Below are 12,640 nucleotides of genomic sequence, written 5' to 3'. Positions count from 1 at the left end.
ACTGCAGGTAACCAATCAGCGTCTTGAGGTACCCGCGTTAGAACATTCGGCGTTTTTGTACCTCATCGGTGCGCAACCGTGTACCCGCTTGAATGCGGTGCTGAATGCAGCTTCCGACGTGTAGCCAAGCGAAAACGCGATGGCCGCTATCCTGTCGCTTCCGTTTCTCAGGCGCTGTTGAGCAAGAACCATACGCCAGCGTGTCACATACTCCATCGGGGGTGTCCCAGTTAAACTCCGAAAGCGTTCCGCAAACTTGGAACGTGACATGCCCGCGGTCGCTGCAAGCCTGGCGATTGTCCATGGATGAGATGGATCGGCGTGGATAGCCTGCGCCGCCCGCCAAATCTGTGGGTCGGATTGGGCAAAGAGCCAGCCTGTTGTGCGTCCCGCACTTTGGCTCAAGTAGTGGCGCAGCGTATCAACGAGCAGCAAATGAGACAGGTGACGTACGGCAGAAATGTGGCCCGGCGCCTCTGCCGATAATTCTTCCCGCAGTCGCTCCAGAAGCCAGCGCAGGCCGTTTTGGCCCGCAGCGTCACGAAGGGGAAGGATGCTGGGCATCGCACCGAGCAGCATTGCCGTCTGCGGACCCGTGAAGGCGAAATGCCCAGCCAGCAAGACCGTATCTCCACCGCCGTTTATGGTCGCGGTGCGATCGCTCCATGCCTCTTCGGGTATCTTGTCGATACCTGTCGACGCGAAAGAAAGATCGCGCGCGATGGTAAAGGATCGGCCACTCGGCAGGATCACACAGTCCTCCGCCGAAAGGCGCAGCGGCACTGCCTCGCCTTCGACACTTAACCATGCCCGACCCGAGGCAACGGCATATACTTTGAGCCCGTCATGGGCTGGAAACCGTATCGCCCAGGCTCCGCCCAGATCGAATGCACCGGCAACGTGAGTGACCGGGAACAGGGTCGACAGCACGTCAGACAGGGGATCTTGTGACATCAACGTGGGACGATCGCGAATGTTAAATGGACTGAGACGCATAGTTCGTCTCAGCGTACGGCGCTAGATTGTGTCTCGGTAAAACGCAAACATGAGGTCGCACAGATATGATCAAGATGCTGATCGGCTTTCGCCGTCGTCAGGGAATGAGCATGCAGGAGTTCAAAGACTACCGGCGCGATATCCACGCACCGCTACTTTTCAACCTTCCCGAAGCGGACAAAATTAGACGATTTGTCGTATCCTATCCCGTTGCCGCACCTGGCTGGCCAGAGCCGACCTTCGATGCAGTCGTGGAGGCATGGTTCGACTCGCTTGACGACCTGAATGCACTCTACACTTGCGAAGCCTTTCAAGAGGTGGTCGACCCCGATCATGCCAACTTCATCGATCTAGCGTCGGTCAGCCGGATCGTTTCAGAGGAGATAGTCGTCGTTGGTTAGCCGTCTCCTGTGAGCATCAGGCTGACGTGGCAACCTGATGCTCCAGCGCGGCATCAGCGTACTGGCGAGATGGCGAACGGCGCGAAACCAGTCGCTTTCATAACGTCGGTGACCAGCAGCATGACCGCCTCGACACCACGGGCCGTTGCGATACCGCCAAGGTCTAGAATCTCGGAATCTTGCCAGCCAAGATCGTGAAGCAGTGACCTGACCAACGACTTGGCACCGGTGTTGTCGCCCGACAGATAGGCTGTTGGATTTCCCGTAAGCGAAGCCGGGTTGTTCATCACCGACGACAGCATCGTATTGAGCGTCTTGACGACGTTTGTCCGTGGCAGGGCGGCCTGCAAGCGCTCGGCGAGGCTGTCTGTTGGATAGAGAAGACCCGATGGGGCGCCATCTTCATCACGGCTGGTCGCGTTCGCCACATCGATCAGCAATTTGCCCGCGAGCGCGTCGGCCAAGGCGGTGAGGCGCTCGACGCTGCCGGCTCCCGGCGTTGCATTAATCACGATCTGTGACGAGCCAATGGCTTCGGCGTGGGAGGCGAACCGCACGTCAGGTCCCGTCCAGTTTCGCGGGATAGCGATGTCGCGGACGCCGATGGTGATCGTATGTCCTGCTCGCGCCAAACCGGACGCGAGGCTTGAGGCAACGCGGCCGGAGCCGAGGATGGCGATGGTGGTCATGCAGTGGTCTCCGAACTTGGGGATAACGAGGCCAGGAGGGCCTGTTGAAGCGCCAGTGGTGCGGCAAGAAAATCAGGCGAACCGGCCGTCCAGCGGCGGCCGCGAAGGTCGACGACAGTTCCGCCCGCTTCGCGGACGAGTAACGCCCCGCCGATAAGCCCGGCGCGGACGCTGCCGTGCTGCCAGAAGGCGTCGAGCCGGCCTGCGGCAACGTCGACCAGTTCGAGCATGCTCGGGACGGATAACCGGACCAGAAGAGCAGTATCGAGAAGCCTTTCGGCCGAATGGACCATGGCAGTACGGATCGGGCGAGCTTCGCCCGGGCTCGCCTGCCCGCTTGAGATGATAGCGGCCGCTATTTCGTGCTTCGCAGAAACCGACAGGCGCTCGCCATTCATGAACGCGCCACGTCCGGCGATCGCGCTATAGGTCTCGCCGGTCAACGGGACCGAGATCGCAGTCAAGATCGGCTGCCCCTCACGCACAAGGGTCGCAGTGACGGCCCAGCCCGATCGTCCGTGCAAATGGTTGACGTTGCCCTCGGCCGGGTCGACCACCCACCAATCGCCTGACGGCAGCTCCCCTTGTTCTTCCTCGTCGGAAGCCCAGCTCGATCCCGGAAGCGAGTTCAGCAACGCCTGGCGGAGCTCGTCTTCGACGGCGGCATCATTGGCCTCAATACCGGCGAGCAGATCCGCCAACGTCGTCGGCGGAGGTGTTGTGCGAAAACGGGCAAGAAGCGTTTTTCCGGCCGTCTCGACCGCGCGGATAGTTTCAGCGAGCAGCGCGTCGTCTTCGTTGCGTATCATGGTTGCTGGCCTCGTGTTGATCTATGGGGGGAAACTAGCCTTGACCCACAGCCTCCACTACTCGCCTTCCTGATGACGACATCCGTGCCACCCAAAGCGATGAACCCGCGGAAAACCGCGCGACAGGGCCGCTCCGCAGCCACGGTGGACGCGATAGTGGAAGCCGCAGCTCGCATTCTGGAGGCGGCTGGACCATCAGGTTACACGACGAACGCTATTGCCCAACGGGCCGGCGTCAGCGTCGGATCGCTGTACCAGTATTTCCCGAACAAGGATGCGATCACGCGTGCGCTTATCCGCCGGGAGCTCGCCATACTCGAGGCACAGATCGCCGCAATCAACATCGGCTCGACGAACCCGTCGCCGCTAGCGCGGCTGGTCACCGTCGCTGTCGGTCAGCAGCTGGAACGCCCCCGGCTTGCCCATATTCTTGAGGCGGAGCAGGAACGTCTTGGGGCGGACGCTGATATCACTCCGGTCTATGAGCGAGTGGTGGTCATGATGTGCGCCATTCTGCAGTCGGCCGGCTTCGCAGCGAGCTGCGAGCTAGCACAGGATATCGCATCGCTGATCGCCACTGTCGTCAATCCGGCAGCGACGCGCGGCGATGACGACCGTGCTCGCCTCGAAATGCGCGCGCGGGCTGTGGTGATGGCCAGGCTGTCGACACCCTGATCTAACAACACGTCAGCGAACCGAGATTACCACCGATGTACCCGACCCGGACGCGCCAGCAATTCGGGGTATCACCAGCCGGACCAGTCATGATCGAAGCGGGTCAGCCGTTGTCGCGAAATTCCGGGTAGAGCGACATGCCACCATCGACGAAGAGTGTTGTTCCGGTGACGTAGTCCGCTGCATCGGAAGCCAGCCAGAGGACCGCTCGAGCAACATCTTCGGGCTCGCCGATACGGCCATAGGGGATAAGACGCAGAAGCTTAGTCAGCGCCTCTTCGCTGTCCCACGCTTCTTTGTTGATTGGCGTGCGAATAGCACCGGGCGCAACGGCATTGACCCGGATACCATCGGCTGCGACTTCCTGTGCCAGCGACCGCGTCAGCATCCGTACACCGCCCTTGGCCGAAGCATAATTGAGATGTCCGGCCCACGGAATGATCTCATGCACTGAGCTCATCGCAATGATCGCGCCAGCGCTACGCGCCGGCCGCCCGCCCTTTGGTTGTGTGCGAAACCGCCTTACGGCTTCGCGCATGCACAGGAATTGCCCGGTGAGGTTGATGTCGATGACCATGTTCCAATCCTGGAGCGACATATCGGCAACGGTGGCATCCTTCTGTACTCCGGAGTTTGAGACGAGCACGTCGACACGACCGAAAGCGGACACCGCCTCATCAAAAAGACGAAGGACATCCGCTTCCTGCGAGACATCGGCCTTGACGGCTATAGCCTGACCGCCTTGGGCGTTGATCCGAGCGGCAAGTTCATCAGCCGGCTCGGCATGAGAATGGTATGTTATGGCGACAGAAGCGCCAGCGAACGCAAGCGCCTCGGCGACCGCAAGGCCGATACCTGAGCTGGCACCCGTGACGACTGCGGCGTGGCCGGTGAGCGGTTCAGATGAAGACGGCACGGGAAATGTCTCCGGATCGGGCGGATAGGGATAAGGTTGCTAGAAAGTTGGCTCAGGATTCGAGCCTAACGCGCAAATTCTTTGCGATGATCCTGAATGAAATCTCCGAACGTGTGCGGTGGCTTGCCGGTGAGACGCTCGATCTCAAAGGTCGGATCGATATCGTGATGACCAGCGACGACATCAGCGAATTGCACTACCAGTCCCTTTGCCATCCAATTTGAGTTTCCCGTCAGGCGAAGGATGAGCCAGAACAGCGGTGACGGAAGGTCGAGGTAGCGCACCTTGTGGCCGATAGCCTTGGAGAAGCGGGATGATGCTTCCTTCATGTCGATCGTCTCCGGCCCGGTTAAAAAATAGGTTGCGCCCTCATGACCGTCTTGGGTCAGCACGGTCGCGGCCACGCGGGCGACGTCGCGCGTATCGACCCACGAAACCGAGCCGCTGCCTGTCACCTGCGGCAGGAATCCCTTGGTGATTGGATCTTTAAACCAGAGAAAGTTTTGCATGAATGCTGTCGGCTTCAGGATCGTCCAGTTGATCCCCGATGCACGCAAATGGTGGTCGATGAGGGCATGGGACTTTGCCCAAGGTACGGGCGATAGCACGTTGCTGTCAGACGCGGAGATCTTTACAATTCGGTCAACCCCCGCATTTCGAGCAGCATCGATCGCGGCTGTCTCTTGGTCGACCTGCTGGGGTGTGGGCGGCGTGATGAGAAACATGGTCTCGATGCCCCGCATGGCGGATGCCAGCGTCTCTGGCCGGTCGAAATCGCCAATTATGGCATCGATGCCCTTCTTCTGAAAGTCTTGCACCTGCTCGCCCTTGCGGCACAAGGCGCGAAACGGCGTACCTGTTTCCTTGAGCAGTCGACAAATTTCTCCACCGATGCCACCGGTCGCCCCTGATATCAAAATCACGTCACAACTCCTTTCACGAAGCGTTGTTGGGGGAAGGGGATGCCTCCGTTCGGTCCAGCCACTCGGTCAGGATGGCGTTCATTTCGCCGAGAATGCGGGTGGCGTCTTTGATACGTTCACGCCCGATCCTGTCAGCGATCTCCCTGTCGAGGGTCGCGACAGCTTGTTCGGCACTGGTAACAGCAGCCAAACCTTCCCGGGTAAGGACGACGAGCTTGGCGCGTCGATGATGCGGATTGTCTTCAAACGCGACCATGCCGCGCTCGGCAAGGAGATCGACAATGCGCTGCACAGCTTGCCGGGTCAGGCCCATGTTGCGAGCGATGGACGCGGTGGGTAGCGGAACCGGCGAATAACGCAGTGCACCCAAAACTTGCCACCATGCGCTGGTGAGACCGAGATGCGCGACGCGTTCATTGCCAGTCGCGATCAATCGACCGCTCGAAGCAAATACCGCTATTGCCAGCTCACGCACTTCAGTGATTTGTTCGGACACTAGACAGCACCATTCCAATACGACAGCTAGTTGTCAAACTCAGCGGTCGCGTGAAGGTTCCTCGAAGCTGAGCGTGCCTTGAGCGCTGTTCTCCCGATCATCGCATCGACTGATTCTCATTGGGATCGAATCTCGGGAAAGCGTCAGCCTTTTTTAAACTCGGCAGCCCCAAGGTCGTGATGCGCGATGCTCGCCGCCAAGGCGTCGATGAAGACCCGTACCTTTGCCGAGAGGCTGCGATGGCTGGGATAGACGGCGTGGATCACGGTCGGGTCGCGCCCGATGGTCGGACGCAGTTTGACGAGGCGGCCGTCCGCCACGAAAGAGCGGGCGAGAAAGTCCGGCAGGTGTGCAATCCCGGCACCGGCCAGCACTACGGGGAGCAGGGCAGCGGCGTCAGAGATAGCGATGACGGGCGCCAACTCGATCCGACCGGCATCGTTTAGTGCGTCGTCCAGGTACACGGTCGTCCGGTTATGATAGCCGATCAGGCTGTGGTCCGGCAGGTCGGCGGCACGGACGGGCATACCGCGCGCTGCGAGATACTCTGGGCTGGCGCACAACCACGTCTCCGATGTCAGTAGCCGACGCGCTATGAGGTCGCTGTCCGCCAAAGGTCCCACGCGGATCATCAGATCGGCCGGCTCGGCCGGCATGTCGATAAACCGATTTTCGACTGCCAGCACGACCCGGACCTGCGGGTAGCTAGCCATGAACGCCGGAAGCATCGGTGCGACCAGTGCGGTCGCGATCGTGAACGGCAGGCTGACCCGGAGTGATCCGGCGGGGACGTTATCAAGGCCGTCGAGCGCCGCTTCGGCCTCATCGACGTCGGCCAGAATGCGCAGTGCGTGCGGGCGGAAATGGGTGCCGGCGTCGGTGAGCCGCAGATGCCGGGTCGAGCGATCGACCAGGATCGCACCGACATCGCGCTCCAGTCGGGCAAGCGCCCGGCTGACCCCGGACTTCGGCAGTCCAAGGGCGCGCGCCGCGGCGGATACGCTCATCAGATCGGTGATGCGCGCAAATGCACGCAAGTCGGACAATTCCATGGCCGTTCCACTTCCTGCAACACCCTGTCGCGATCAGGCAGCCTAATCATGTCGAGGTGCAACGACTATCCTCTCTGTCGTCACGCAGCAGGAGGTGCGAGGGTATGGACAGAGGGGAGATTGGACCGATGGTGGCCGTCGCAGGTGCGGCAGGCGACTTGGGGTTCCGCATCGTCAAGGCGCTGATCGCCAAGGGTGCTTCCGTGCGCGCACTTGTCCGGCGTCCGGTCGACAAGCTGGCGCTCGGACGTGTCGAGCAGGTTGCGGTCAATTTCGATGACGGCGTGGCGCTCACCGGCGCGCTCACCGGAGCGACGTCGGTGGTGTCGGCGCTGAACGGCACGGCGCCGGTGATACTGGGGGCGCAGGGGAGGCTCCTCGATGCCGCTGTGGCGGCTCGTGTCCCGCATTTCGTGCCGTCCGACTTCAGCCTCGACTATCGCACCACACGGCCGGGCGACAATCGCAACATGGATCTGCGTCGCACCTTCGCCGCACGGGTTGATGCGGCGCCGATCCGGGCGACCTCGATACTGAACGGGCCGTTTGCGGATTTGCTTGAAGGCGAGGCGCCGATCGTGCTGCATAAGCTTCGCCGCGTCCTCTATTGGGGCGATGCCGACCAGTTGTTCGACTTCACGACCAAAGACGACGTCGCGGCCTTCACTGCGGATGTGGCGATGGATGCAAGGGCACCACGCTATCTGCGCATCGCCGGCGATCAGATCAGCCCGCGTGGACTGGCGGCGCTGCTGACCGAGATGGATGACCGGCCCTGGAAGCTGCTGCGTGCCGGTGGCATCGGTCGCCTGAGCGGCGTCATCGCCATCGTGCGCGCGCTGACCCCCAACACTGACGCCCCGTTCCCGGTCTGGCAGGGGATGCAGTATTTGCGCGATATGTCGACCGGCCGGGGCAAGCTGCACCACCTCGACAATGGGCGCTACGGCAGAACCGACTGGACGCGCGCCGCGGATGTCCTCGCCCCCACTCTCTGAGCCTTCGATCCCAGCGAAAGGACAAACACGTCATGACCGATACCATCGCCCCGTTCCCGATCCGGGTCGCAGATGCCGAACTGGCGGATCTCGCCGATCGATTGGCTCGTACCCGATGGCCGGACGCCGGCACCGTCACAGATGGCAGCCAGGGTCCCACGCTTCGCGCCATCCGACACCTCGTCGAGCGCTGGCAGCAAGGATATGATTGGCGGGCGGCCGAGGCGCTTATCAACGCCTGGGGCAGCAGCCGCACCGTCATCGACGGGACCGGCATCCACTTCCTCCATATCCGCTCACCCGAACCGAACGCGGTTCCGCTGCTCTTGGCCCATGGCTGGCCGGGGTCGATCCTGGAGTTTCGCGACCTGATCGCGCCGCTGACTGACCCTGCGGCGCATGGCGGCGACGCGCGACAGGCGTTCCATCTGGTCATTCCGTCAATGCCGGGGTTCGGCTTTTCCGACAAGCCGACCAAGCCGGGCTGGAACGTCGGCCGGGTGGCCGGCGCCTATATCGAACTGATGCAGCGGCTAGGCTATGGCGAGCACTGGGTCGCACAGGGCGGCGACTGGGGCGCGGCGGTCGTGTCTGCGCTGGCGCACATGCGCGCGCCCGGCCTTGCCGGTATCCACCTCAACATGGTCATGTTCCAGCCGACCGACCAGGAGGTGGCGGCGGCATCTGCGGAAGAGCAGGCGATGCTCGCCGACATGAAGCGGTACGAGGCCGAACAGTCCGGCTACATGAAGCTGCAGAACACCCGCCCGCAGTCCGTCGGCTTCGCACTGGCCGACTCCCCGGTCGGTCTCGCGGCCTGGATCTACGCCCTGTTCCAGGACGTGACCGACAGCGGGGGCAAGCCAGAGCGGGTGATCCCACTCGATCATATGATCGATGACATCATGCTCTACTGGCTGCCCAATGCCGGGGCCAGCTCGGTAAGGTTCTACTGGGACAATGCGCAGGCGCAGGGAGGTATGCAAAGCGATCCGATCCCGGTGCCATCGGGCGTCAGCATGTTCCCGCGCGAGGCGCTGCGGCTGTCGCGTCGCTGGGCGGAGAAGAGGTTCGCTAAACTGCTTCACTACACCCAGCCCGATCGTGGCGGCCACTTCGCCGCGATGGAAAATCCCGCGGCGCTGATCGGCGACATCCGGGCGACATTCGCTTTGGAAAGGTAATGTCATTCTCGATTGGGAACAGCCAGTGGGACAGCCTCAGCCGTCTCGTTTTGGATCCCGATCAGGAACGCCGTCAGGGTTGCGGTGAGGTCGTGATGCTGGACAGGTCCGTGGCCCCGTCGCGCGGCAACCCGGCTTCCTTTCGTCCCGAATAGCGGTCGACCAGCTGCGAGGTATGCGGACGCAACAGAACGGTGAAGCGAACCAGCTCCTCCATCACGTCCACGATCCGATCGTAATAGCTCGATGGCTTCATGCGGCCGGCGTCGTCAAATTCCTCGAATGCCTTGGCAACCGATGACTGGTTAGGGATCGTCACCATCCGCATCCAGCGCCCCAACACGCGTAGAGTGTTGACGCTGTTGAATGACTGCGATCCCGCCGACACCTGCATGACCGCAAGCGTGCGGCCCTGCGTCGGTCGCATACCGCCCATCGAGAGCGGCAGGTGATCGATTTGCAACTTCATGATGCCGGTAATCTGGCCGTGCCGTTCGGGGCTGCACCACACTTGCCCCTCTGACCACATCGACAGCTCGCGCAGTTCATGGACGGCCGGATGATCGTCGCCGGCGTGCTGATCGGGCAGCGGCAGGGTGGACGGATCGAAAATGCGGGTTTCGCATCCGAAGAACCGGAGCAGACGCGCCGCTTCCTCGACACACAGGCGCGAGTAGGATCGTTCGCGCAGCGATCCGTAGAGCAGAAGGATACGCGGCGCAGGATCGAGCGGGCCAAGCCCCAAGGCTGGCCGCTGGATGGCATAAGCAGGATCGAGCGCTGGCAGGGTATCGGGATCAGCAACAGTGCGGAGCGGCATCAGAGGGCTTTCGCAAGATAGGAGGCCGAGGCGGGGCACAGTGACGTAAATTCACGCGACGCGGCTACAGCCAGGGGTGCGGCGTCGCGATCGGCGTCGATATAGCCGAGCGCCCGAAAGAACGGTGCGGCCGTTGTCGGCAGCAGATGGAGGCGGCAGATACCAAGATCGCGTGCCTGTTGTTCGAGAGTGGCGACCAACGTTCGCCCCAAGCCATGCCCCCGATGATTGCCCAGGATGACGATCGAGCGAAGCAGGCGATCGGTCCCCCGCCCCTCAAGGCCACCGTAACCCACGAGGCTATCGGCATCGAACCGGAAGAACATACGATCCGGCTCAGCGAGATCGGAGTTGGGCAGAGCAGCCATATCCAGAGCCTGCGCCAACCCGCCCAGCTCGCTAGATTCCAGTGGCGTGATGGTCAGTTCTGTCATGCGATGCTGATCCTGATCGCCAGCGCCGCGAGCGTGATGAGCAGTACCGGCACGGTGAGCGTCACGCCGACGCGGAAATAATAACCCCATCCAATCCGCACGCCTTTTTGGCCGAGGACATGGAGCCACAGCAGCGTGGCGAGTGAGCCGATCGGCGTCAGCTTGGGGCCGAGGTCGCAGCCGATCACGTTGGCGTAGATCATCGCTTCCTTGACCACCCCTGTCGCGTGCGCGGCGTCGATCGACAGCGCGCCCACCAGCACGGTCGGCATGTTGTTCATCACCGACGACAGCACGGCCGCGATCACGCCGGTTCCCAGCGCCGCGCCCCACACACCGCCTTGCGCGGTGTAGTCGAGCAGCGCCGCCAGATGATCGGTCAGGCCGGCGTTCCGCAGGCCATAAACGACCAGGTACATGCCGAGCGAGAATATGACGACCTGCCACGGCGCGCCGCGCAGCACCTTGCCGGTCTGGATGACATGGCCCGGCCCCGCGATCACCAGCAGCAGGATCGCGCCGGCAGCGGCGACGGCGCTGACCGGCACGCCAAGCGGTTCAAGCAGGAAGAAGCCGGCGAGCAGCAGGGCAAGGACGATCCATCCGGCGCGGAAGGTCGCGGCGTCGCGGATTGCGGCACCGGGCGCGCGCAGCGCCCCCACGTCGTAATCTCGCGGTATATCACGTTGGAAGAAAATCAGCAGCGCGCCCAGCGTGGCGGCGATCGACACGAGATCGACCGGCACCATCACGGCTGCGTATTCGCCGAACCCGATCCGGAAGAAGTCGGCCGACACGATGTTGACGAGGTTCGAGACGACCAGCGGCAGGCTGGCGGTGTCGGCGATGAACCCCGCCGCCATGACGAACGCCAGCGTCGCCTTGTCCTTGAACCCCAGCGCCCGCAGCATCGCGATGACGATTGGTGTCAGGATCAGCGCCGCACCATCATTGGCGAATAGCGCGGACACTGCCGCACCCAGCAGCACGATCAGGACGAACAGCCGGCGACCATGCCCCCCGCCCCAGCGGGCGACATGCAATGCCGCCCACTCGAAAAACCCGGCTTCATCGAGCAACAGGCTGATGACGATGATCGCGACGAACGCGGCGGTCGCGTTCCAGACGATGCCCCATACTACCGGCACGTCGGACAGGGTGACGACGCCGGCAAGTAGCGCCACGACGGCTCCGCCTATCGCGCTCCACCCGATGCCGAGGCCCTTGGGTTGCCAGATGACAAGCGTGATCGTCGCGACGAAGATCAGGACGGCAAGCAGCATCAGACGACGCGCTGGCCTGAGGCATCCACCACCTGTTCGCCGTCTTCCTTGGCGAACGCGCCGAGCTGGCCGCTAGGCAGCAGATCAAGCACTGCTTCAGAAGGGCGGCACAGCTTCACGCCGAGCGGCGAGACGACCAGCGGCCGGTTGATGAGGATCGGGTGGGCCATCATCGCATCCACCAGCGCTTCGTCTGACAACGCCGTGTCGCCGAGGCCCAGCTCCGCATAGGGCGTTCCCTTCTCGCGCAGCAGCTCACGCGGCGTCATACCGGCGCGGTCGATCAGCTCGACCAACAGCGCGCGTGCAGGGGGCGTCTTCAGATACTCGATGACATGCGGTTCGATGCCGGCATTGCGGATCATCGCCAGCGTGTTCCGCGAGGTGCCGCAATCGGGGTTGTGATAGATGACGATATCGACGGCCACGGGGCGTCCTTTCAGCAGCAGGGGGCGAGTTCGGCGATGAGCGGCGCGCACAGTTCCGCGTTCCCCGCGCAGCAATCCTTGACGAGGAACAGCGTCAGCGCGCGCAGACCGTCCAGATCGGCGCGATAGATGATCGAGCGGCTATGCCGTTCGGAGCGGATCAGGCCAGCGCGCGCGAGAATGCCGAGATGCGCCGACATGGTGTTCTGGGGCACGTCTAGCTGACGGGCTATTTCACCGGCCGCCATGCCGTCGGGTTCGTGACGGACCAGCAGGCGGAACACATCCAGGCGCGTTCCCTGTGCCAGTGCACCAAGCGCAACAATAGCCGAATCTTTTTCCATATATCCAGCATAGCAGATATATCGATTGGCGCTACTGTCTCGCGCTTGTTAGTAGCTCAGGTGTTCCACCACTCACCCGTAACAGGTTTTCGGGAGGACCAAGAGCGTCCCAAAACTCGATCGTTTTCGGGACGACTGATGACCGGCCGGCGTGCTGATGCTGACTCCACGACACCCGGGTCGAACATGAAT

The 12,640-nt window shown here is 62.4% G+C and carries 16 protein-coding genes; 4 read left to right on the top strand and 12 right to left on the bottom strand.

What is annotated here, in order from left to right:
• Positions 1 to 15 precede the first annotated feature (15 nt).
• Positions 16 to 954, bottom strand: coding sequence for an AraC family transcriptional regulator (locus SSA01S_RS19290; protein WP_082670235.1), 939 nt, complete (start codon positions 952 to 954; stop codon positions 16 to 18).
• Positions 955 to 1,061: 107 nt separating this feature from the next.
• Between SSA01S_RS19290 and SSA01S_RS17755 the strand changes: the two genes are divergently transcribed.
• Positions 1,062 to 1,397, top strand: coding sequence for an EthD domain-containing protein (locus SSA01S_RS17755; RefSeq protein ID WP_058717124.1), 336 nt, complete (start codon positions 1,062 to 1,064; stop codon positions 1,395 to 1,397).
• A gap of 53 nt (positions 1,398 to 1,450) precedes the next feature.
• Here SSA01S_RS17755 and SSA01S_RS17750 read toward each other — a convergent pair whose 3' ends face one another.
• Complete coding sequence (locus tag SSA01S_RS17750; protein ID WP_058717125.1) at positions 1,451 to 2,086, bottom strand: NADPH-dependent F420 reductase; 636 nt, start codon at positions 2,084 to 2,086, stop codon at positions 1,451 to 1,453.
• Positions 2,083 to 2,895: an inositol monophosphatase family protein gene (locus SSA01S_RS17745; protein WP_061781458.1), complete on the bottom strand. Its 813-nt coding sequence runs from the start codon at positions 2,893 to 2,895 to the stop codon at positions 2,083 to 2,085. The genes SSA01S_RS17750 and SSA01S_RS17745 overlap by 4 nt, the downstream gene beginning before the upstream one ends.
• A gap of 72 nt (positions 2,896 to 2,967) precedes the next feature.
• On the opposite strand from SSA01S_RS17745, the gene SSA01S_RS17740 reads away from it, so the two are divergent.
• Complete coding sequence (locus tag SSA01S_RS17740) at positions 2,968 to 3,570, top strand: TetR/AcrR family transcriptional regulator (RefSeq protein WP_061781457.1); 603 nt, start codon at positions 2,968 to 2,970, stop codon at positions 3,568 to 3,570.
• A 103-nt stretch (positions 3,571 to 3,673) separates the two neighbouring features.
• Here SSA01S_RS17740 and SSA01S_RS17735 read toward each other — a convergent pair whose 3' ends face one another.
• The 4 genes from SSA01S_RS17735 to SSA01S_RS17720 all read right to left on the bottom strand — a co-directional run bounded on the left by SSA01S_RS17735 (position 3,674) and on the right by SSA01S_RS17720 (position 6,957).
• The gene (locus SSA01S_RS17735) at positions 3,674 to 4,486 is read right to left on the bottom strand and encodes an SDR family oxidoreductase (protein ID WP_058736488.1); all 813 of its coding nucleotides are present in this window, start codon (positions 4,484 to 4,486) and stop codon (positions 3,674 to 3,676) included.
• A gap of 65 nt (positions 4,487 to 4,551) precedes the next feature.
• On the bottom strand, positions 4,552 to 5,409 hold the full coding sequence (locus SSA01S_RS17730; RefSeq protein WP_058746510.1) for an SDR family oxidoreductase: 858 nt from the start codon (positions 5,407 to 5,409) through the stop codon (positions 4,552 to 4,554).
• A gap of 13 nt (positions 5,410 to 5,422) precedes the next feature.
• A complete protein-coding gene (locus SSA01S_RS17725; protein WP_058717130.1) occupies positions 5,423 to 5,905 on the bottom strand; it encodes a MarR family winged helix-turn-helix transcriptional regulator in 483 nt (160 codons plus the stop codon).
• A 143-nt stretch (positions 5,906 to 6,048) separates the two neighbouring features.
• Positions 6,049 to 6,957: a LysR family transcriptional regulator gene (locus SSA01S_RS17720; protein WP_061781456.1), complete on the bottom strand. Its 909-nt coding sequence runs from the start codon at positions 6,955 to 6,957 to the stop codon at positions 6,049 to 6,051.
• A gap of 128 nt (positions 6,958 to 7,085) precedes the next feature.
• On the opposite strand from SSA01S_RS17720, the gene SSA01S_RS17715 reads away from it, so the two are divergent.
• A complete protein-coding gene (locus tag SSA01S_RS17715) occupies positions 7,086 to 7,955 on the top strand; it encodes an NmrA family NAD(P)-binding protein (RefSeq protein WP_244885705.1) in 870 nt (289 codons plus the stop codon).
• A 32-nt stretch (positions 7,956 to 7,987) separates the two neighbouring features.
• Positions 7,988 to 9,139: an epoxide hydrolase family protein gene (locus tag SSA01S_RS17710; protein WP_061781454.1), complete on the top strand. Its 1,152-nt coding sequence runs from the start codon at positions 7,988 to 7,990 to the stop codon at positions 9,137 to 9,139.
• Between the two features lie 73 nt (positions 9,140 to 9,212).
• Here the strand turns inward: SSA01S_RS17710 and arsH are convergent, their stop codons facing one another.
• The 5 genes from arsH to SSA01S_RS17685 are packed head-to-tail and all read right to left on the bottom strand — an operon-like array spanning position 9,213 to position 12,448.
• Entirely contained in the window at positions 9,213 to 9,959 is a 747-nt protein-coding gene (gene arsH / locus SSA01S_RS17705; RefSeq protein WP_061781453.1) for an arsenical resistance protein ArsH, read from the bottom strand.
• On the bottom strand, positions 9,959 to 10,393 hold the full coding sequence (gene arsN2 / locus SSA01S_RS17700; RefSeq protein WP_061781452.1) for an arsenic resistance N-acetyltransferase ArsN2: 435 nt from the start codon (positions 10,391 to 10,393) through the stop codon (positions 9,959 to 9,961). The genes arsH and arsN2 overlap by 1 nt, the downstream gene beginning before the upstream one ends.
• Positions 10,390 to 11,676, bottom strand: a complete 1,287-nt coding sequence (locus SSA01S_RS17695; protein ID WP_061781451.1) for an arsenic transporter — start codon at positions 11,674 to 11,676, stop codon at positions 10,390 to 10,392. The genes arsN2 and SSA01S_RS17695 overlap by 4 nt, the downstream gene beginning before the upstream one ends.
• Positions 11,676 to 12,104 (bottom strand): arsenate reductase (glutaredoxin), encoded by a 429-nt coding sequence (gene arsC / locus SSA01S_RS17690; RefSeq protein ID WP_058746513.1) that lies wholly within the window; start codon positions 12,102 to 12,104, stop codon positions 11,676 to 11,678. The genes SSA01S_RS17695 and arsC overlap by 1 nt, the downstream gene beginning before the upstream one ends.
• Positions 12,105 to 12,115: 11 nt before the next feature.
• Positions 12,116 to 12,448 carry an ArsR/SmtB family transcription factor gene (locus tag SSA01S_RS17685; protein WP_058746512.1) on the bottom strand — a complete coding sequence of 111 codons (333 nt, stop codon included), beginning with the start codon at positions 12,446 to 12,448 and terminating at the stop codon, positions 12,116 to 12,118.
• Positions 12,449 to 12,640: the final 192 nt, after the last annotated feature.

This window comes from Sphingomonas sanguinis NBRC 13937, from assembly GCF_001591005.1.
Taxonomy (GTDB): domain Bacteria; phylum Pseudomonadota; class Alphaproteobacteria; order Sphingomonadales; family Sphingomonadaceae; genus Sphingomonas; species Sphingomonas sanguinis.
The sequence above is the reverse complement of the archived record's forward strand: the minus strand, read 5'-3'. Positions and strand labels throughout refer to the sequence as shown.